The sequence below is a fragment of the Caulobacter sp. ALps2 genome (assembly GCF_058681635.1).
In genome coordinates this window covers 4,060,319-4,079,453 of the sequence record NZ_CM178743.1, presented here as the reverse complement: position 1 = coordinate 4,079,453, position 19,135 = coordinate 4,060,319, and the positions used below count along the sequence as shown (strand labels likewise).

Below are 19,135 nucleotides of genomic sequence, written 5' to 3'. Positions count from 1 at the left end.
AACGGCCGTTTGAACGAGTGTGCGAGCATTGTTCGCCAAGCGCCAGCCTCTTCCTGATGACAACGCACGCCGGCGCCGCTTCACGCGCCGTTGTCGCTGAAGGGATGGGGACGGAAAGGGACGCGGAGCGCCGGACAGCGTCCGGAGTTTGACAATTGAATACCGTTTCGACGAAGCCCAACGCTCCGCGCGATCATTTTCCGGAAGCGTGACGTCCCGACGCTGTTCGCGCCTGTTCGCCCTTGAAGCCTCCGACGGGCGGGCCTGGCCGCGAAGCCTGGTCCCGGTCAGGAGCCTTTCGACTCCCCTGTCGCTCTCCTCGGCCCGCATCCACCGTCGTTTCTGTGTTCCAGGGTCGACTACCTCGGGGATGGTGCGGTCGCGGACCCAAGTCGCCTTGGGTTCCGCGCCGACGAGCGCGCCCGCTCGATCGCCCCCCGTCGCCGCAACGGTCGCTGGCCATGCGCCCTTTCCTCGCGACGAGGTAAGTAGACTGTAAGGCGGGTTTTAAGGCCGGGGACGGAGGGCGGTGAATGCTCGTGCCTCACCCTTCTCCCCTCGCGGGAGAAGGCGGTCGGATGAGGGGCCGCGGAAGCCTAACCGCCCACGCCACAACGCTAATCCGACAGGCCTATCGAACCCTCATCCGGCCCCGCGGGCCTCCTTCTCCCGCGAGGGGGAGAAGGAGAAGTCCCCGCGCTCCGACGGGATTTCGCCGCCTACTTCAGACCATCCTCGGCCAGGGTGTGGGCGACGATGGCGTTGGCGTGCCCATGGCCCATCTGGTGCTCGTCCTTGAGCATGGCCACCAGTTCCATGTGCTTGGCCGGATAGCGCGCCCGGACCTTTTCCCGCCACGCCGAGATCGGCTGCCCGTACTTCTTCTCGATCGAGGGGAAATAGGATGCTGGTCCCTTGGTCGGCTGGTCGGTCATCGGCGACTCTCTTTCTGGCTTCAGTTCCGCGGCTTTAATCTCAACGGCAGTCCCGCGGCTATGAAATAGACCTCGTCGACCGTCTGGGCGAGGCGCTGGTGCAGACGGCCGGCTTCGTCGCGGAAGCGGCGGCCCAGAGGCGTTTCCGGGACGAGGCCCAGGCCGACCTCGTTGCTGACCAGCCAGAGCCGGCCTGAGCGGGCAGCGACCGCTTTGATCAGCTCGCCGGCGGCCGCCTCGACGTCATGCCCGTTCAGCATCAGGTTCGAGAGCCATAGCGTCAGGCAGTCGACCACCGCGATGGCGTCGGCGGGCAGGGCGGCGATCGCTTCCGGCAGCGCCAGCGGCGCCTCGATCGTGGTCCACGATTCGCCCCGGTCGGCCTGGTGGCGCGCGATGCGTTCGGCCATCTCGTCGTCGAAGGCCTGGCCGGTGGCGATCAGCACCGGACGCGCCGCAACAGCAGCGCTTTCGGCCGCTTTCTGGGCGAAGGCGCTCTTGCCGGAACGGGCTCCGCCCAGCACGAGGATTGACGTCATAAGAGCTCCACATTGACCGTGTGCGGCGCAGCCTATAGGGCTGGCGGCGCGTCAGGCTCCTCGAAAGAGGATTAAAAGGGAACGAGGTTCAACACCTCGGCTGCCCCCGCAACTGTAAGCGGCGAGTTCTAGCGTCACATGCCACTGGGCCCTCACGGCCTGGGAAGGCGACGCCAAGAGCATTGACCCGTGAGCCAGGAGACCTGCCCGGCGCGGTCGTTCATCGCTTGGCCGGGGTGCGCCAAACGAACGGGATCTCCCGAGAAACGACAGTCAAAGGACCGCGCGACGGTCCAGCGTACGCGTGTTCGCGGGTGCGTTGGCCGGCGCGTGGATCGTTTCAACTGGGGAAGTAGAACATGATCCGAGCGTTTCTAAGCTCAACCGCTCTCGCTACCGTCCTGGTCGCCGGCTCCGCCATGGCCGAAGACCAGAAGGCGCCTGAAGCCGACGTGGCCGGCAAGGCGGGCGCCAGCGGCGTCGCCGAACTGGTCGTCACCGCCACCCGCACGGCCACGCCGATCGAGAAGGTCGGCGCGTCGGTCACCGTCCTGACCCAAGGCGCCATCGAGGCCAGCCAGGCGATCTCGGTCAGCGAACTGCTGGCCCAGCAGCCAGGCGTCAGCTTCACCCGCAACGGCGGGCCGGGCGCGACCACCGGCCTGAACATTCGCGGCGCCGAGACCCAGCACACCGTCGTGCTGATCGACGGCGTCAAGCTAAACGACCCGTCCTCGACGCAGGGCGGGTTCAACAGCGGCAACCTGCTGGTCGGCGACATCTCGCGCGTCGAGGTCCTGCGCGGCGCCCAGTCGACCCTGTGGGGCAGCCAGGCCATCGGCGGCGTGGTCAACATCGTCACCGCCGACCCGACCAAGCCGTTCCAGACCTCGGTCGATGTCGAGGGCGGCGCCCGTCAGACGGGCTACCTGCGGGCCGGCATCGGCGGCGCGGGCGACAAGGTCGTCTGGCGCCTGGCCGGCGGCTACTATTCGACCGACGGTTTCTCATCATGGAAGGCCGGGAAGGAGACGGACGGCTACCTGAACAAGGGTCTGTCGGGCCGCTTGCGCTACAAGCTCAGCGACGCCGTCTCGGCCGAGGTTCGCTCGGTCTATTCTAAGGGCAGGAACGACTTCGACGCCTTCAACGGCGACAGCACCGAGTACGGCCGCACCGAAGAACTGGTCGTCTATACGGGCCTGAACTTCGCCCTGCTGGACGGTCGCTGGAACAACCGCCTGGGCTACGCCTACACCGACACCGATCGCGAGAACATCAACCCGGCCCGTCCGGCGGCGCCGCTAACCTTCGACGCCGCCGGCAAGAACAAGCGCATCGAATACCAGGGCGTGTTCGCCGTCTCGGACGCGGTGACCGCCACCTTCGGCGGCGAGCACGAGACGTCGCGCATGCGCACGCGCTCGCCGACGACCACGGCGGCCAACCCGCCGTTCCGCACCGGCCGTGTCGGCGTCGACAGCGTCTATGGCCAGGTGCAGGCCGAGGTCGCGCAAGGCCTGACCCTGACCGCCGGCGTTCGCTACGAGGACCACGACACCTATGGCTCGCACACCCTGGGCCAGGCCTCGGCCGCCTGGGCGCTGAACCAGGGCAATACGGTCCTGCGCGCCAGCTTCGGCCAGGGCTTCCGCGCCCCGGGCCTCTACGAGCTCTATAGCGAGTACGGCAACCTGACCCTGTCGCCCGAAGCGTTCGATAGCTGGGACGCCGGCGTCGAGCAGCGCTTCTTCGGCGGCAAGGCCCGCGCCTCGGCCACCTGGTTCCAGCGTGAGGCCGACAACGAGATCCGCTTCTTCTCGTGCACCGGCGCGCCTGATCCGCTGTGCTCGGTCAATGGCCAGGCCCGCTTCGGCTATTACAACAACGTCCAGAAGACCAAGGCGCAAGGCGTCGAGCTGACCGGCGAGATCAAGCCGGTGACCGGCCTGACCATCGCGGGCAACTACACCTACACCGACGCCGAATCCAATTCCGGCGCCAGCAAGGGCAGGCAGCTGACCCGTCGTCCGAAGAACATGGCCAACCTGTCGGTCGGCTACCGTTGGCCGGTCGGCCTGACCACCACGGTGGCGGCGCGTTACGTGGGCAAGACCTTCAACAACGACGCCAACACCCAGGTGGTGAAGGGCTACACCCTGGTCGATCTGCGGGCCGCCTACACGATCAACGAGACCTACGAGGTCTTCGGTCGCGTCGAGAATGCCTTCGACAAGGACTACCAGACCATCCTGAACTACGGCACGCCCGGTCGTGGGGCCTTCGTGGGCCTGCGGGCGCGCTTCTAGGCCCACGATGGCGTCGATACCCCCCATCGGCGCCTTCCGGCACGGCGGCCGTCTCCTCGAGGCGACGGCCGCCCATCCGGACGCGCCCCGGCCCTGGCTGGACCTGTCCACCGGCATCAATCCGCTGCCGTGGTCGGGGCCTCGCGCCACGATCGACGACCTGCGACGGTTGCCGGATCCGCGAGGCTTGGCGCGGCTGGAGGCCGTAGCGGCGCGCGCGTTCGGCGTCGCCGACCCCGGACGTGTGGCGGCCGTCTCCGGCGCCGAGGCGGCGCTGCGGCTGCTGCCGGGCCTGATCGGTGGCGGAACCGTCGCGCTGCTGGCGCCGATCTATGGCGGCCATGCCGAAGCCTGGGCGGCGTCGGCGCCGAACCTGCTCGCGTCGCTGGACGATCCGCGCGCCAGGGCGGCGGACATTCTGGTGCTGGCCAATCCGAACAATCCCGACGGCCGCCGGATCGACCGCGAGGCCTTGGCCGCGCTGGCCGCCGAACGGTCCGACGCGGGCCGTTGGACGATCGTCGATGAGTCCTTCGTCGAGGTCGCGCCGCGGCTCAGCGTCGGCGACCTGGAGATCGACCGGCTGATCACCCTGCGCTCGTTCGGCAAGTTCTACGGTCTGCCGGGGGCGCGGCTAGGTTTCCTGATTGAAAACAATATCTTCTCGCGGGAATTTCGTGCGCTGCTCGGCGACTGGCCGATCGGCGCGGACGCGCTGGCGTTGGGGCTCGGCGCCTATGCCGACGAGGCCTGGCGGGCGGCGACGAGGAGCTGGCTGACCATGCAGGCCGCCGAGGTCGACGCGGCCTTGGCCGAGGTCGGCTTTACGACGCTCGGCGGCTGCGACCTGTTCCGCTGGGCTGAGGTTCCCGACGCCCATGCCGTGTTCAAGCGGCTATGCGACCAGGGCGTGCTGACCCGTCCGTTCGCCGATCAGCCGGATCGACTTCGGGTAGGCCTGCCATCTCGCAATGAATTCAGTCGCTTCCAGAAAGCACTTAAAGTGGTGCGCGCATGAACCGACGAGAGGTCGTGGCCGGCGCCTTGGCGATGACGGCGGGCGCGCCCCCACCGCCCAGGCGGGTTGTCTCGCTGAACAGCTGCCTGGACACCATGCTGGTCCACTTGGCCGATCGCGGCCAGATCGCGGCGCTGAGCCACTATGCCCGCGAGGACCACAGCTCCACCGTCGCGGCCCAGGCCAGGACCCTGCCGTTCACCTGGGAGAGCGCCGAGGAGGTTATCGCCCTGCGACCCGACCTCGTCCTGGCCAGCCAGCACTCGGCCCTGGCGACCCGCAATGCGCTCAAGCGCCTCGATGTGCCGGTGCAGCGCTTCAAGGTCCCCAAGTCGATCGACGAGAGCCTGGGACAAGTGCGCAAGCTGGCCCGCCTGATCGGCCATCCCGAGCGCGGTGAAGTCCTGGTCAAGCGGATCGAGGCGGCGATCAAGGCCGCCACGCCCGAGCCCGGCGCGCGGCGGCTCAGCGCCTTGATCTACCAGCCCAACGGCTTCGCGGCCGGGCCGGGCACGCTGGTCGACGAGATGATGGAGCATGCCGGCTTCGACAATGTCGCCCGGCGCTTCGGCCTGAAGACCTGGGGCAATGTCTCGCTGGAGCGCCTGCTGGCCGATCCGCCGCGGGTGCTGCTGGTTGGCGAGCCCGCGCCCGGCGCGCGCGGCTGGGCCGACCGGGTCATGACCCATCCCGCCCTGAAGGCCGTCTCGCATCGCATGCGGCAGGTGCGGTTCCCCGAGAAGCTTCTGTACTGCGGCGGCCCTGTCCTGATCGAGACCGCCGCGGCCATGGCCAGGGCCCGCGCCCAGGCGCTGAAGGAGGGCGCATGAAACCCAAATCGCCCCTGCTGATCCGTGGCGTCCTCGTGGCGCTGCTGATCGTGCTGTTCGGCGCCAGCCTGTGCGCCGGACGCGTCTGGACGCCCTGGAGCGCCTGGATCTCGCACGGCGAGGACCCGCGATGGGCCATCGTCTTCGGGCTGCGCCTGCCGCGCACCATCCTGGCGATCATCGTCGGCGGGGCCCTGGGTCTCTCCGGGGCGGCGCTGCAGGGCTATACCCGCAACCCGCTGGCCGATCCGGCCGCCCTGGGCGTGTCGACGGCGGCGGCGCTGGGCGCGGTGCTTACGCTGTATCTCGGCGCGGCGGGCGAGGCGACCTGGATCCTGCCGCTGGCCGCCATGGTCGGGGCCGGGATCGGCGTCACCATCCTGCTGAGCCTGGCCGGCATCTCGTCCAGCATCGTCACCTTCCTGCTGGCCGGCTTCGTCATCCAGACCGTCTGCGGGGCCATGATCGCCCTGGCCTTGAACCTCGCGCCCAATCCGTGGGCCGTGAACGAGATCGTCAACTGGCTGATGGGCTCGCTGGCCGATCGGAGTATCGAGGAGGTCAAGCTGGCCACGCCGGGCGTCGTGCTGGGCGGGATCCTGTTGCTGACCCTGGGCCGCTCGCTGGACGCCCTGACCCTGGGCGAACAGGGCGCCAGGTCGCTGGGCGTCGAGCTCTCCCGCACCCGCCTGCTGATGGCCATCGGCGTGGCGCTGGCGGTCGGCGCCAGCGTCGCGGTGACCGGCGTCATCAGCTTCGTCGGCCTGATCGTCCCGCACCTGCTGCGGCCGGTGCTGGGCTCGAAGCCGAGCGTCGTGCTGTTCCCGTCGTTCCTGGGCGGCGCCGCCCTGACCTTGGGCGCCGATATTCTCGTCCGCATGACCCCGGCGGCCAGCGAGGTGAAGCTCAGCGTCGCCATGGCCGTCCTGGGCGGGCCGTTCTTCCTGGCCATGTTGATCTCGATGCGACGGAGGCTGGCATGAGTCTGCGAGCGCAAGACATCACCGTCCGCTTCGGCGACCGCCCGGTCCTGGCCGGGATCACCGCCGACTTCGCCAAGGGCGGGGTGATCGCCATCGTCGGCCCCAACGGCGCGGGCAAGTCGACCTTGCTGGCCTGCCTTGCGGGTCTCTTGAAGCCCGGCGTCGGCGCGGCGCTGCTGGACGGCGTCTCGGTCGCGACCATGCTCGGCCGCCAGCGCGCCAAGCGGATCGCCTTCCTGGCCCAGACGCCCGAGATCGCCTGGGACATCGACGTCAGGGCCTTTATCGGCCTGGGCCGAACCCCGCACCTGGGCGCCTTCGGTCCCAGCGGCGAGGATCATGCGGCCGTCGACGCCGCCATCGCCGCGGCCAATCTCGAGACCTTCGCCGATCGTCCGGTCACCCGGATGTCCGGCGGCGAGCGGGCCCGCGCCCTGATCGCCCGCGCCCTGGCCGGCGAGACCGACTGGTTGCTGGCCGACGAGCCGCTGACGGGCCTCGACCCCGGCCACGCCCTGGACGCCCTGGCCCTGTTCCGCGGGATGGCCCACGACCAAGGTAGGGGCGTCGTCGTCACCCTGCACGATCTGAACCTGGCCGCGCGCTTCGCCGATCGGGTGCTGGTGATGAACGAGGGCCGGCTGGTCGCCGACGCCGCGCCGGATGTCGCGCTGACGCCGCAGCTGCTGTCGGACGTCTATGGCGTCGTCGTCCGTCGCCATGTCGGCGAAACTGGTCCGCTGATCGAAGTGCTGGGCCGTGCCGGCTAGCACCCATCCCTGGATTGTCCTGGCGGCGGCGGGTGTCGAGGCCCTCATCGGCTATCCCGACGCCCTGCATCGGCGTGTCCCGCATCCCGTGGTCTGGGTCGGCGCGCTGATCGGACACCTGGAGCGGATGCTGAACCAGGCGGTGTTCGGCGAGCCGTTGCGGCGGCTGTTTGGCGTCTTGACCCTCGCGGCCATCGTCGCGGTCAGTGTGGGCGCGGGATTGCTGATCACCCGGTTTGGCGGTCCGTGGGCCGTCATCGCCCTGGGCTGGCTGGGCTTGGCGCAGCGCGGCCTGTGGGATCACGTGCGGGCGGTGGCCAAGCCGCTGACCGCCGGTGACCTGGAGTCGGCCCGCGCCGCCGTCGGCATGATCGTGGGCCGCGACGTCGCGCGGCTTGGCGAGAGCGACATAGCCGCCGCCGCGATCGAGAGCTTGGCCGAAAGCTTCTGCGACGGCGTCGTGGCGCCGCTGTTCTGGTTCGTGATCGGCGGCCTGCCGGGCCTGTTCGTCTACAAGGCCGTCAACACCGCCGACAGCATGATCGGGCACCGTGAGCCGCGCTGGCGGTCGTTCGGCTGGGCCTCGGCTCGGTGCGACGACGTGCTGAACCTGATCCCCGCGCGCCTGGCCGGCATGCTGGTGGCCCTGGCTGGGCGCGGCGGCTGGCGGGTGATGCTGCGCGACGCCGGCAAGCACGCCTCGCCCAACGCCGGCTGGCCCGAGGCGGCCATGGCTGGCGCCTTGGGCGTGCGGCTCGGCGGACCGGCCTGGTACGACGGCGCGCTGTCGCAACGTCCGGTGCTGGGTGAGGGCCGGGCGCCCGTCGCGACCGATCTGGCCCGCGCCCTCAGGGTCTATCTGGTCGCTGGCGCGATCGTCTGGTTGATGCTCGCCCTTGCAGGGGTGGTTGGGGGAGGACTCATATGGCCGCGCTGATGATCCAGGGATGCGGGTCCGATGTCGGCAAGTCGGTGCTGGTGGCGGGCCTCTGCCGCCTGTTCGCCAATCGGGGCCTGACCGTCCGGCCGTTCAAACCGCAGAACATGTCCAACAACGCGGCCGTCACCGCTGATGGCGGCGAGATCGGCCGCGCCCAGGCGCTGCAGGCTGTCGCCTGCCGCACGCCGCCGACCGTCGACATGAACCCGGTGCTGCTGAAGCCGCAGAGCGATGTCGGCGCCCAGCTGATCGTGCGGGGGCAGATGGCCGGGACCTGGAAGGCGCGCGGCTATCAGGAGCGCAAGGCGGCGTTGCTGGACACCGTGCTGGAGAGCTTCCGCACGCTGGAGGCGCGGAGCGACCTGGTCATCGTCGAGGGCGCCGGCAGTCCGGCCGAGATCAACCTGCGGACCGGCGACATCGCCAATATGGGTTTTGCCCGCGCCGCCGACGTGCCGGTGGTGCTGGTCGGCGACATCGACCGCGGCCATGTCATCGCCGCCTTGATCGGCGCCCACGTCGTGCTGGACGAGGCTGACCGGGCGATGATCCGGGGATTCCTGATCAACAAGTTTCGCGGCGATCCCAGCCTGTTCCAGGACGGCCGCGCCGAGATCGTGCGCCGCACCGGCTGGGCGGATCTGGGCATGGCCCCGTGGCTGGCGGCCGCGCGACGCCTGCCGGCCGAGGACGCCGTGGTGCTGGACCGCGCCGTCGCCGCCGACGGTCGCAAGGTGCGGATCGTCGTGCCGATGCTGTCGCGGATCGCCAATTTCGACGAGTTCGACGCCCTGCGCGCCGAGCCCGAGGTCGACTTCGCCTTCGCGCCTCCAGGCACGGCTCTGCCGGGCGACGCCGACCTGGTGATCCTGCCGGGGACCAAGGCGACCCTGGCGGATCTGGCCTTCTTGCGCGCCCAGGGTTGGGACATCGACCTCGCCGCTCACGTCCGGCGCGGCGGCCGGGTGCTGGGCGTCTGCGGCGGCTATCAGATGCTGGGCCGACGGGTCTCGGACCCCGACGGGATCGAGGGCGCTCCGGAGAGCGCCGAGGGGCTGGGCCTGCTCGACGTCGAGACCGTCATGAGCGGAGACAAGACCCTGCGCCCGGTCACCGGTCGGTTGGCCGGCGGCGCGCGATTCGAGGGTTACGAGATGCATGTCGGCCGCACGACAGGCGCTGTCTCGCCGATGTTGTCGTTCGAAGACGGAAAGACCGACGGCGCCGTTTCGGCCGATGGCCGGGTGCGCGGCTGCTACGTCCACGGGCTGTTCGAGCAGGCCGAGGCGCGGAGGGCGCTGCTGGCCGAGCTGGGAGCGGCGTCCGACGGGCTGGACCAGGCGATCCGTGTCGACCAGGCCCTGGACGAGATCGCGGCCATGCTGGAGCAGGCCTTCGACATTCCCGCCCTCGCGGCCCTGGCCGGCCTGGAGAATTTCCGATGAATTTGCCGACTGTCACGCCCATCGACCACGGGCTCATCCCGGCGCTAAAAAAGGAGATCGCCGGCAAGGCCAAGCCGATCGGTGCGCTCGGCCGCATCGAGGCGTTGGCGATCCAGCTTGCTTTGATCGCCAACGGCGCCCCGCCAAATTTCGAAAGGGCTTTGCTTCTGGTGTTCGCCGGCGACCACGGACTGACTGTCGAAGGGGTGTCGTCCTATCCGTCCAGCGTCACGCAAGCCATGGTGGCCACCTTCCTAGCGGGCAAGGCCAGCGCCAACGCCTTCGCCAGTGCGGTCCGCGCCGAGCTCCAGGTGGTGGACGCCGGGGTCGATGCTGAGCTGGCGACGCATCCTCGCCTGCTCGCCGAGAAAATCCGGCGTGGAACACGTAACGCCGCGATCGAGCCGGCCTTGACGCCGGATGAGGTGGCCCTGGCTTTGGAAACCGGTGCTCGTTTGGCCCGGAAGGCCGCCGAGGACGGTTTTGAGATTCTGGCGCTGGGCGAGATGGGCATTGGCAATACAGCCGCCGCGGCGCTGATCATGCACCGTCTGGCGCCCGCGCCTCTGGATGATTGTGTTGGGCGCGGCGCCGGTCAGGACGACGCGGGCCTAGCCCCCAAGTTAGGCGTGCTGAAACGCGCTGCCGTACGCGCCGCGGAACGCTCTGACTCGATGGAACCCACTACGGTTCTGGCGGAGTTTGGAGGGCTCGAGATCGCCATGATGGCCGGGGCGATAATTGGCGCGGCTTCGGCGCGGATCCCGGTTTTGGTCGACGGTTTCATCGCCTCGGCGGCGGCCTTGGCGGCAATCCGCATGACGCCGCAGGTTCAACCCTACTGTGTTTTCTGCCATCGCTCGGACGAGCACGGTCACCAGCGGATGCTGGACGTGCTGGCCAGTCCGCCGCTGCTGGACCTGGGCCTGCGCCTGGGTGAGGGGACCGGCGCCCTGCTGGCCCTGCCGATCGTCCGCGCCGCCTCGCGGCTGCTGAGCGACGTCGCCAGCCTGGACGACGTGCTGAACGGGCGGCTCTGACCGTGGATTGGGCGCGGCATCAGGTTCGGCTGCTGGTCTGCGCGATACAGTTCCTGACGCGTGTGCCCGTGCCCAGCCTGAAGACGTTCGAGCCCGAATGGATCACCCGTTCGGCGCGTTATTTCCCGCTAGTCGGGCAGGGCGTCGGGGCGGTCAGCGCCTTGGTGCTGCTGGCCGGAGAGCGGGTCTGGGGCGGCGGCGTGGGCGCGGTGCTGGCCATCGCGGTCGGGCTGCTGATCACCGGCGCCTTCCACGAAGACGGGCTGGCCGACACCGCCGACGGCCTGGGCGGCGGACAGACGCCAGGGCGACGGCTGGAGATCATGAAGGACAGCCGTGTCGGGACCTATGGCGTCTGCGCCCTGGTCCTGGTGCTGGGCCTGAAGATCGCGGTGCTGGGCGGGGCGCCGGCGGCGGCGCTGATGCTGCTGGCCGCCCACGGCTTGGGCCGCGCCGCCGCCGTGGTGGTGATGCGCGTCACGCCCTATGCGCCCAGCGGCGAAGCCGGCAAGTGGAAGCCCATGCCGCGGGGCGTGCGGAGCCGCGAAGTGGTTGTCGCGCTGTTGCTGGCCGCATGGCCTTTGGCGTTCCTGCCGCTCGACGCCGCCTTGGTGGGCCTCGCCGGCGGCGCGGTGCTGGCCGTCGCCATGGCGCTGCTGGCCCGGCGGTTGATCGGCGGCCACACCGGTGACGTCCTGGGCGCGGTCGAGCAGCTGTTCGAGGTCGGCTTCCTGCTGGGCGTGGCGGCGCTGCTATGAGGTTGCTGGTTGGTCCGATCACGGCGGTCCAGCGGTTGGTCGGGGAAGCCGATCACGTGCTGTCGCTGATCTCGCCCGACGCCGGGGCGCCAGTCGTCACGCGGCCCCGAACCCTGTTGCGATTCAACGACATCGCCGAAGAACGTGAAGGCCTCGTCGCGCCCTCGTCGGCGATGGTCGAGACGATCCTGGGGCTGGCCCGGACGCCCACGCTGCTGATCCACTGCTTCGCCGGCGTGAGCCGCTCGACGGCGGCGGCTTATGTCCTGGCCTGCGCGAACGGCGGCGACGAGCGGGTCCTGGCCGCTCAGCTAAGGGCGCTATGCCCGGAAGCCACGCCCAATCCCCTGATGGTCGCCCTGGCCGATACGATCCTGGACCGCGGCGGCGCGATGAGCCGCGCCATCGCCGGCATCGGACGCGGCGCCGACGCTTTCGAGAGCGCGGTGATCGACTGGCGGCTAGGTTAGTCCTTCTCCAGGCCCGGCAGCTCGATCCGCACCAGTCGCCAGCCGAAGATTCCATGCCGCTGCAAAACGAGCCCGAACGGCTCGTCGCCGGCGTGCTCGCGGTCGCGATAGGTCGCCCGGAAGTGGTTCAGGTCCTTGACGTAACCGTAGCCGATCTTGGTCTCGGACTTGGCTTTCGGCTTGGCTGGCGCGACGACCGGCGCGCCGCCCGGCGCGGTCGAGATGTTCTTCGGCGGTTCGTTGGTGGCCACCATGTTGGCGATGGCGTCGGGCGTGGCGTAGGCGTCGACGGCCTTGTCGACCACGCCGCTCAGCAGCAGGTGGCCGAATGCCGCGAACGGATTGTCGCGCAGCTCGGGATCCTCCTCGAACTTGCGGGTCATGGTCGCCTTGAGCTGGGCCTTCAGGCTTTCGCGGACGGCGGGGAAGTCGACCTTCTGCTCCAGCTTGGCGCGATCGCCAGCCTTGGCCGCCGCCGTCAGGCTCTGCAAGGCCAGGATCGGCGAGGCGAAATACAGCGCGACCAGCAGCACCACGGCCACGCCGCCGGCGCCGATCAGAATACGGTTTGTACGAGTCATCGAGTTCTCCCCCGCCGATTGGGGCAGACGGGGGAGGCGGGGTCAACCTGACCTTGGGCTAGCAGGGTGAGCTAGCTGTCGAAGCTATGAAGGTTGTTCACCCGGGGTCGGGCTGAGAAGCTGGGGTTGCGACGCTCCAACCTCCAAGCCGGGAGACCCCGGATGAACATGCACAAGAATGCTCGGCTGACGCCTGTTGGTCGAGCCCTGATGATTTTCCGCATCGAACACCAGGGCTGGTCGGTGGCGCGGGCCGCCGAGGCCTCGGGTGTTTCCCGGCGCACGGCCAGCAAGTGGCTGCAGCGGCATCGGCGGGGCGGCGAGCGAAGGCATCACGACCGCAGCTCGGCGCCGCGCCGATGTCCGCGCAAGACGCCGGCCGGGGTGGTCGAGCAGATCGGGGTGCTGCGCCGCCAGCGGATGACTGGTCCGGCCATCGCCCAGGCCCTGGGCCTGGCCCGCTCGACGGTAGGCTTGATCCTGCGGCGACTGGGCCTGGGCAAGCTGACGGCCCTGGATCCGAAGGTCCCGATCGTCCGCTACGAACGCGCCGCGCCCGGCGAGATGATCCACCTGGACATCAAGAAGCTGGGCAAGTTCAACACCCAGGGCCACCGCGTCACCGGCGACCCTCGCCTGGGCCGCTCGCGCAAGGCCGGCTGGGACTTCCTGCACGTCTGCGTCGATGACGCCTCGCGCCTGGCCTATACCGAGGTCCTGCCGTCCGAAGGCCAGCACGATACGACCGCCTTCCTCCAACGCGCCCTGGCCTGGCTCGCCCGCCACGGCGTCACCGTCCAGCGGGTGATGACCGACAACGGCTCGGCCTATCGCTCCAAGCTGTTCGCCAAGGCCCTCCAGGCCGCCGGCGCCAGGCACGTGCGAACCCGGCCCTACACCCCTCGCACCAACGGCAAGGCCGAGCGCTTCATCCAAACCAGCCTGCGCGAGTGGGCCTATGGCCGGCCCTACGCCTGCTCGGACGACCGCGCCAAGGCCATCAAGCCCTGGACGGACGCCTACAACCTCAAGCGTCCACACGCCGGCATCAAAGGCCTCACCCCCTGGCAGCGTGTGAACAACCTTCTTGGAAACGACACCTAGCGGGCGGGCGGTTGCGAGGCGCGCAGGATCTCGGCCCACACCGGCGGGCGCTTGCCGGTTTTCTTCACCAGATCGTCGCGCAGGGCCAGGAACTTGGGATCGACCAGGCTGGCCAGGCTGTAGGTCGAGACGCCGTTGCCCACGTCCCACGGGTGCGGGGCGTATTCCTTTTGGCCGGCGGCGGCCCGGTCGCGGTCGAACTGGATCTTGGAGTTGGCGAATTCGATGTGAGTCCTCTCGCCCTTGGCGAAGGCGGCCAGCCAGTCCAGCGAATGGGGCAGGCTGGCGCCGGACGGGCTCTTCCAACCGTACCAATCCTCGCCATGGGCGCGGGCCGACAGCGCGGCCATCATCAGCGGGTCGAGGTTGTAGGTGACGTAGTGCAGGGCGTCGCGCTCGTGGAAGTCGAACATCGAGCCGTCGGCGTACAGGTTGACGCTGACCTGCTTTCGATAGGCCTCGCGGGCGCGGTCGATGACCTTGGCGTCGCCGGTCTGGAAGGCGGCCATGGTCGCCAGCTTGACCCGGTGGCTCTGCCAGTTGGTCTCGGCGTTCCTGGGACCGGCGTCCATGGCGTCCAGATAGCCGACGGCCATCTGGCGCCAGAAGGCGTCGACCTTGGCGCGGATCGGGGCGGGGAGGTCGGCCTCGGTGAGGTCGGTGGCCATCAGCAGCGTGTCGAAGCCCGTCTCGTCGATCGGGTTGAACGAGATCTGGTAGATGTCGGCCCAGTTCTCCAGATAGCGGCCGGCCGCGTCCAGGAACCTTCGGTCGCCGGTCAGGCGCCAGGCGATGGCGAAGTTCAGCACGATCGGCTGGTCTTCTCGCGCCTTGATGCTGATCTCGCGGATGCCCTTGCCGGGCAGGGTGCCCTCGGTGTGGGCGTGGGGAATGGCGCCGGGCGGGCGGTCCAGGTTCGCGGTGGCCCGCGAGATCACCATCTCGGACAGGGCGGGGGCGACGGCGCCCTTGCCGAAGCTCGGCCCCAGCAGGGCGTGATCGGCGGCGTGGGCCGCGGGCGCGACGATGGTCAGGGCGCAGGCGGCGAACCAGGCGGTCTTCAAGGCGATCTCCCCATAAGCTTGTCGCCCGGCTACAGCGCGAGCTTCGCGGCAAGATATCTGACCAATATGCAAGCTTGTCAATTATTGGTCATGCCAATATGACGAACTGGTCCGACCGATGAGAGCGGTACGCGGCGATGACTTGGCTGAAACGCTTGTCTTGCGCTGTTTTCCTGATCATCTTCCGGCCCTTCCTCGGGGAGTGCGTTTTGACGAGCAAGAGACCGACCATCGACGACGTCGCCCGCGTTTCGGGCGTGGCGCGCGTGACGGTGTCTCGGGTGCTCAACGGCGGCCCCAATGTCCGCGACGAGGTGCGCGCCCGCGTCATGCAGGCGGTCGAGCAGCTGGACTACAAGGTCAATCCGCAGGCCCGCAGCCTGGCGGGCGGAGCGAGCCGCCTCCTGGCCTTCGTCTTCGCCTCGGACCCCGAGAACGATCCCAACTCGTACTACGAGTCCGCCCTGGAGCTGGGCGCGCTGCGGGCCTGCCTGGCCCTTGGCTACCAGGTGCTGGTCCAGAATGTCCCCGACCAGACGCCCGACTGTCACAAGCGGGTGCTGGACCTGATCACCAGTCAGCGCTGCCAGGGCCTGATCCTGTCGCCGCCCTACAGCGACGACGTGGCCCTGATCGAGGCGGTGCTGGCCCAGGGCTGCAAGGTCGTCACGGTGTCGCCGGGCGGTCCGGGCAAGGGTAAGGCCGACGGCGTCGGCGTCGACGACGAGGGCGGCGGCTACGACATGACCCGCGAGCTGCTGCGCCTGGGCCATCGCCGATTCGGCTTCATCGCCGGCCTCGAGGGCCACTTGTCGGCCGATCGCCGCCTGAAGGGCTTCCGCCGCGCGCTGGAGGAACATGGGCTGGGGGAGGGTGACTGCGTCGTGCTGCGCGGCGACTTCACCTTCCGCTCCGGGACCCACCTGGCGCCGCGACTGATGGACCATCCGCTGAAGCCCACGGCCCTGGTCTGCGCCAATGACGACATGGCCGCCGGCGTGCTGTCGGCCGCCCATGCGCGGGGCCTCAGCATCCCGAAAGATCTGTCGATCACCGGATTCGACGACGCTCCCGTCGCCGCCATCGTCTGGCCGCCGCTGACCACCGTGCACCAGCCGGTGAAGGTGCTTGGCCAGCGTGCGGTCGAGCTTCTGGTCGCGCGCCTGACCGGGGTCAATTCCAGCGCCGAACCCGTGTTCGAACAGCTGGAACACGCGGTCGTGTCACGCCAGACGACCGCGTCGGCGTAATCTCTCCTCCATTCCGGTTTGCTTCCATCTTGACAACGTTGTCGCAATTGATGCAGTTGGAAGCGCTTCCATGGAAGCGCTTCCACGGCTAAGGTTCGGCCGTACAAACAAAAACGATATCTCGCCCGCGCAGGGGCGGGTTCAGAGGGGAGAGATTATGCGAAACCGCACTCGGAGCGGCGCGCGTCCGTCCGTCCAGAAATTCCCATTCCATGCCTTCTTTGGCACCGCCTCGGCCGCCGCGATCACGCTGGCGCTCGCCGGTTCGGCCTCGGCCCAGACGGCCCCGGCGGCGCAGGACGCCGACACCGTCGACGCCATCGTGGTGACCGGCATCCGCGCCGGCATCCAGAACTCGATCAACATCAAGAAGAACGAGACCTCGATCGTCGAGGCCGTTTCCGCCGAAGACATCGGCAAGCTGCCGGACGTTTCGATCGCCGAGTCGATCGCGCGCCTACCGGGTTTGGCCGCGCAGCGGGTCAACGGCCGCGCCCAGGTCATCTCGATCCGTGGTCTCGCGCCCGACTTCACCACCACGCTGCTGAACGGCCGCCAGCAGGCCAGCTCCGGCGACAACCGCGCCGTCGAGTTCGACCAGTATCCGTCGGAACTGCTGTCCAGCGTCGTGATCTACAAGACGCCGGACGCCCAGGTCTCGGGCATGGGCCTGTCGGGCACCGCCGACCTGCGCACCGTGCGTCCGCTGGCCTATGGCAAGCGCGCCGTAGCCGTGAACATCCGCGGCGAGAAGACGGCCGGCAAGTCGCTGAACGACGACGCCAGCAACTGGGGCGGCCGCTACAGCGCCAGCTACATCAACCAGTTCGCCGACGGCACGATCGGCCTGGCCCTCGGCTACGCCCACCTGGATTCGCCGTCGCAGGTGAAGCACTACAAGGCCTATGGCTACGAGGCCTTCCCGGCCGACTCGACCACGCCGGACAGCGCCGACGGCGCGCTGATGCTGAACGGCCAGGAGATCTTCGCCACCTCGCGCAACAACAAGCGCGACGCCTTCATCGGCATCCTCGAATACGCGCCGAACGACCGGTTCCACTCGACGCTCGACATGTACTACTCGACCTTCAAGCAGAAGGAGACGACGCGCGGCGCCCAGTGGTTCTCGAACCCGTTCGCCGACGGCGCTTTCTTCACCGACGTCACGAGCGAGGACCTGGGCGGCTCGAAGTTCGCCTCGGGCGGCGTCCTGCACAACGGCGTCCTGCAGCTGCGCAACGACTACAACACCCGCATGGACCAGCTGTTCTCGGCCGGGCTGAACAACGAGTTCCAGCTGACCGAAAGGACCAAGCTGGTCGCCGACCTTTCCTATTCGTCCAACAAGCGAAAAGAACAGATCATGGAGACGTACGCGGGCTACGGCCGCGGCGTCGGCGGCGTCACGCCCGGTACGCCAGACGTGGGCCGCACCTATGACGGCATCCGGTTCAACGTCGCCGACGACGGCGGCTTCTCGCGGTATCAGGAAGGCCTGAGTTACGACGACGCTAGCCGCGTCACCCTTGGCGACCGCGCTCCCTGGGGCGGCTGGGGGCACGACGGCTCGATCCGCTTCCCGCACGTCAAGGAAGACGTCAAGGCGGTCGACATCCATCTCGAACACGAGATGGACGGCTTCATCACACAGCTGTCGGCGGGGGTGAACTACACCAAGCGCGAGAAGGGCAAGACCGTCTCGGACAACGACCTGTTCCTGAAGAACGGTCGCCAGCAGGTTTATGTCGACGCCTCGGACCTGGTCGATCCGACCCAGCTGGGCTTCGCCGGCTTCGGCGGCGTGCTGAGCGTCAAGATCGGCGACGTCTGGAAGAAGTACTACGACACCGCGCCGATCCTCGACGCCAACTACTACGACAAGAACTGGGACATCAGCGAAGAGGTCACCACCTTCTTCGGCCGCGCCAACTTCATGGTCGGCGACCTGCGCGGTAACCTGGGTGTCCAGGTGGTCCGCCAGGAGCAATCGTCCAGCGGCGTGGTGATCAACGGCCTCGCTTCCGGCCAGCCGATCGTTCCGACCAAAATCAACGCCAAGGACAGCTACACCGACGTCCTGCCCAGCCTGAACCTGATCTACGACCTGGGCGGCGGCCATCGCGTCCGCTTCGCCCTGTCGAAGACCATGGCGCGTCCGCGCATGGATGACATGCGCGCCAACGTCACGCCGGGGTTCAACTCGCTCGTCTGCTCCAGCCAGCCCTGCGGCCCGGGCACGACGGTCAATCCGTGGTCGGCCTCGGGCGGCAACCCGCACCTGCGCCCGTGGGAAGCCAAGGCCGCCGACTTGGCCTACGAGTGGTACATCAGCCCCGCGACCTATCTATCGGTGGCCGGCTTCTACAAGAAACTCGACACCTACATCTACAACCAGACGGGCACGTTCGACTTCACCGGCATCCCGATCCCGGTCGGCGCCAGCATCCCGGCGGGCACCAACATCAACCCGATGGGCCAGATCACGCTGCCGGCCAACGGCAATGGTGGCAATCTGAAGGGCCTGGAGTTCAGCGGCGCGCTGGACTTCGGCGAGATCGCCAGCCTGCTGAAGGGCCTGGGCGTGCAGGGCAGCCTGTCGCTGACCAAGTCGAACCTGAACCCGACGACCGCCGCCGATCCCGTCCGGATCCCGGGCCTGTCAAAGCGCGTGTACAACATCACGGGCTACTACGAGCGCGGCGGCTTCCAGGCGCGGATCAGCCAACGTTACCGCTCGGCCTTCAAGGGCGAGGTCGTGCAGCTGTACGCCACGCGCGGCTTCACCGAGATCCTGGCCGACAAGCAGGTGGACGCCCAGATCGGCTACACCTTCGAGGATGGGCCGCTGGAGAACCTGGGCTTCCTGCTGCAGGTCAACAACCTGACGGACTCGCCGTACCGCACGCGGCTTGGCCTGGACGGCGGCGGCACGAAGACCAGCAGCGGCGCCTCGCTGCCGGAAACCTACGAAAAGTACGGCCGTCAGATCCTGTTCGGCGTGAACTATCGGTTCTAAGCAGGAGGCTGAGCCCGCCGCGCTCCCCCGTGGCTAGGCTCGCCAGGCAAGAACCAATCGGAGGCGGGGTCGCCTGATGGCGG

General features: G+C 68.6%; 17 protein-coding genes and 1 riboswitch. Of the genes, 13 read left to right on the top strand and 4 right to left on the bottom strand.

Annotation, left to right across the window (positions count from 1 at the left end):
* Window positions 1-719 precede the first annotated feature (719 nt).
* Together ACW173_RS19235 and cobU are read right to left on the bottom strand one after the other, a co-directional pair.
* Entirely contained in the window at window positions 720-935 is a 216-nt protein-coding gene (locus ACW173_RS19235) for a DUF4287 domain-containing protein (protein WP_492081692.1), read from the bottom strand.
* Between the two features lie 20 nt (window positions 936-955).
* Window positions 956-1,474, bottom strand: coding sequence for a bifunctional adenosylcobinamide kinase/adenosylcobinamide-phosphate guanylyltransferase (gene cobU / locus ACW173_RS19230; protein WP_492081691.1), 519 nt, complete (start codon window positions 1,472-1,474; stop codon window positions 956-958).
* 36 nt (window positions 1,475-1,510) lie between these two features.
* Window positions 1,511-1,699: riboswitch (cobalamin riboswitch) on the top strand.
* Between the two features lie 134 nt (window positions 1,700-1,833).
* On the opposite strand from cobU, the gene ACW173_RS19225 reads away from it, so the two are divergent.
* The 10 genes from ACW173_RS19225 to ACW173_RS19180 are packed head-to-tail and all read left to right on the top strand — an operon-like array spanning window position 1,834 to window position 12,037.
* Window positions 1,834-3,783: a TonB-dependent receptor plug domain-containing protein gene (locus ACW173_RS19225; protein ID WP_492081690.1), complete on the top strand. Its 1,950-nt coding sequence runs from the start codon at window positions 1,834-1,836 to the stop codon at window positions 3,781-3,783.
* Window positions 3,784-3,790: 7 nt separating this feature from the next.
* A complete protein-coding gene (locus ACW173_RS19220; protein WP_492081689.1) occupies window positions 3,791-4,801 on the top strand; it encodes an aminotransferase class I/II-fold pyridoxal phosphate-dependent enzyme in 1,011 nt (336 codons plus the stop codon).
* Window positions 4,798-5,631 carry an ABC transporter substrate-binding protein gene (locus ACW173_RS19215; RefSeq protein ID WP_492081688.1) on the top strand — a complete coding sequence of 278 codons (834 nt, stop codon included), beginning with the start codon at window positions 4,798-4,800 and terminating at the stop codon, window positions 5,629-5,631. Before ACW173_RS19220 ends, ACW173_RS19215 begins: the two co-directional genes overlap by 4 nt.
* Entirely contained in the window at window positions 5,628-6,614 is a 987-nt protein-coding gene (locus tag ACW173_RS19210) for a FecCD family ABC transporter permease (protein WP_492081687.1), read from the top strand. Before ACW173_RS19215 ends, ACW173_RS19210 begins: the two co-directional genes overlap by 4 nt.
* On the top strand, window positions 6,611-7,384 hold the full coding sequence (locus tag ACW173_RS19205; protein ID WP_492081686.1) for an ABC transporter ATP-binding protein: 774 nt from the start codon (window positions 6,611-6,613) through the stop codon (window positions 7,382-7,384). The genes ACW173_RS19210 and ACW173_RS19205 overlap by 4 nt, the downstream gene beginning before the upstream one ends.
* On the top strand, window positions 7,374-8,321 hold the full coding sequence (gene cbiB / locus ACW173_RS19200) for an adenosylcobinamide-phosphate synthase CbiB (RefSeq protein WP_492081685.1): 948 nt from the start codon (window positions 7,374-7,376) through the stop codon (window positions 8,319-8,321). Before ACW173_RS19205 ends, cbiB begins: the two co-directional genes overlap by 11 nt.
* The gene (locus ACW173_RS19195; protein WP_492081684.1) at window positions 8,309-9,769 is read left to right on the top strand and encodes a cobyric acid synthase; all 1,461 of its coding nucleotides are present in this window, start codon (window positions 8,309-8,311) and stop codon (window positions 9,767-9,769) included. The genes cbiB and ACW173_RS19195 overlap by 13 nt, the downstream gene beginning before the upstream one ends.
* Complete coding sequence (gene cobT / locus ACW173_RS19190) at window positions 9,766-10,809, top strand: nicotinate-nucleotide--dimethylbenzimidazole phosphoribosyltransferase (protein WP_492081683.1); 1,044 nt, start codon at window positions 9,766-9,768, stop codon at window positions 10,807-10,809. Before ACW173_RS19195 ends, cobT begins: the two co-directional genes overlap by 4 nt.
* Before the next feature lie 2 nt (window positions 10,810-10,811).
* Window positions 10,812-11,567, top strand: coding sequence for an adenosylcobinamide-GDP ribazoletransferase (cobS, locus tag ACW173_RS19185; protein ID WP_492081682.1), 756 nt, complete (start codon window positions 10,812-10,814; stop codon window positions 11,565-11,567).
* Complete coding sequence (locus ACW173_RS19180; protein ID WP_492081681.1) at window positions 11,564-12,037, top strand: tyrosine phosphatase family protein; 474 nt, start codon at window positions 11,564-11,566, stop codon at window positions 12,035-12,037. The genes cobS and ACW173_RS19180 overlap by 4 nt, the downstream gene beginning before the upstream one ends.
* Here the strand turns inward: ACW173_RS19180 and ACW173_RS19175 are convergent.
* Window positions 12,034-12,618 carry a DUF2939 domain-containing protein gene (locus tag ACW173_RS19175; RefSeq protein WP_492081680.1) on the bottom strand — a complete coding sequence of 195 codons (585 nt, stop codon included), beginning with the start codon at window positions 12,616-12,618 and terminating at the stop codon, window positions 12,034-12,036. The genes ACW173_RS19180 and ACW173_RS19175 overlap by 4 nt on opposite strands.
* A gap of 162 nt (window positions 12,619-12,780) precedes the next feature.
* On the opposite strand from ACW173_RS19175, the gene ACW173_RS19170 reads away from it, so the two are divergent.
* Window positions 12,781-13,722 (top strand): IS481 family transposase, encoded by a 942-nt coding sequence (locus tag ACW173_RS19170; RefSeq protein ID WP_492081504.1) that lies wholly within the window; start codon window positions 12,781-12,783, stop codon window positions 13,720-13,722.
* Here the strand turns inward: ACW173_RS19170 and ACW173_RS19165 are convergent.
* Window positions 13,719-14,786, bottom strand: a complete 1,068-nt coding sequence (locus ACW173_RS19165) for an alginate lyase family protein (RefSeq protein ID WP_492081679.1) — start codon at window positions 14,784-14,786, stop codon at window positions 13,719-13,721. The genes ACW173_RS19170 and ACW173_RS19165 overlap by 4 nt on opposite strands.
* Before the next feature lie 209 nt (window positions 14,787-14,995).
* On the opposite strand from ACW173_RS19165, the gene ACW173_RS19160 reads away from it, so the two are divergent.
* A complete protein-coding gene (locus ACW173_RS19160; protein WP_492081678.1) occupies window positions 14,996-16,036 on the top strand; it encodes a LacI family DNA-binding transcriptional regulator in 1,041 nt (346 codons plus the stop codon).
* 157 nt (window positions 16,037-16,193) lie between these two features.
* Window positions 16,194-19,052: a TonB-dependent receptor gene (locus tag ACW173_RS19155; protein WP_492081677.1), complete on the top strand. Its 2,859-nt coding sequence runs from the start codon at window positions 16,194-16,196 to the stop codon at window positions 19,050-19,052.
* Window positions 19,053-19,135 lie beyond the last annotated feature (83 nt).

What these genes read in the sequence shown, in the direction of transcription:
- ACW173_RS19220 (WP_492081689.1), top strand. Translation starts at nt 3,791, where the DNA reads ATGGCGTCGATACCCCCCATCGGCGCCTTCCGGCACGGCGGCCGTCTC.
- ACW173_RS19210 (WP_492081687.1), top strand. Translation starts at nt 5,628, where the DNA reads ATGAAACCCAAATCGCCCCTGCTGATCCGTGGCGTCCTCGTGGCGCTG.
- ACW173_RS19225 (WP_492081690.1), top strand. Translation starts at nt 1,834, where the DNA reads ATGATCCGAGCGTTTCTAAGCTCAACCGCTCTCGCTACCGTCCTGGTC.
- ACW173_RS19215 (WP_492081688.1), top strand. Translation starts at nt 4,798, where the DNA reads ATGAACCGACGAGAGGTCGTGGCCGGCGCCTTGGCGATGACGGCGGGC.
- ACW173_RS19175 (WP_492081680.1), bottom strand. Translation starts at nt 12,618, where the DNA reads ATGACTCGTACAAACCGTATTCTGATCGGCGCCGGCGGCGTGGCCGTG.
- ACW173_RS19195 (WP_492081684.1), top strand. Translation starts at nt 8,309, where the DNA reads ATGGCCGCGCTGATGATCCAGGGATGCGGGTCCGATGTCGGCAAGTCG.
- ACW173_RS19235 (WP_492081692.1), bottom strand. Translation starts at nt 935, where the DNA reads ATGACCGACCAGCCGACCAAGGGACCAGCATCCTATTTCCCCTCGATC.
- cobT (WP_492081683.1), top strand. Translation starts at nt 9,766, where the DNA reads ATGAATTTGCCGACTGTCACGCCCATCGACCACGGGCTCATCCCGGCG.
- ACW173_RS19170 (WP_492081504.1), top strand. Translation starts at nt 12,781, where the DNA reads ATGAACATGCACAAGAATGCTCGGCTGACGCCTGTTGGTCGAGCCCTG.
- ACW173_RS19180 (WP_492081681.1), top strand. Translation starts at nt 11,564, where the DNA reads ATGAGGTTGCTGGTTGGTCCGATCACGGCGGTCCAGCGGTTGGTCGGG.
- ACW173_RS19155 (WP_492081677.1), top strand. Translation starts at nt 16,194, where the DNA reads ATGCGAAACCGCACTCGGAGCGGCGCGCGTCCGTCCGTCCAGAAATTC.
- cobU (WP_492081691.1), bottom strand. Translation starts at nt 1,474, where the DNA reads ATGACGTCAATCCTCGTGCTGGGCGGAGCCCGTTCCGGCAAGAGCGCC.
- ACW173_RS19205 (WP_492081686.1), top strand. Translation starts at nt 6,611, where the DNA reads ATGAGTCTGCGAGCGCAAGACATCACCGTCCGCTTCGGCGACCGCCCG.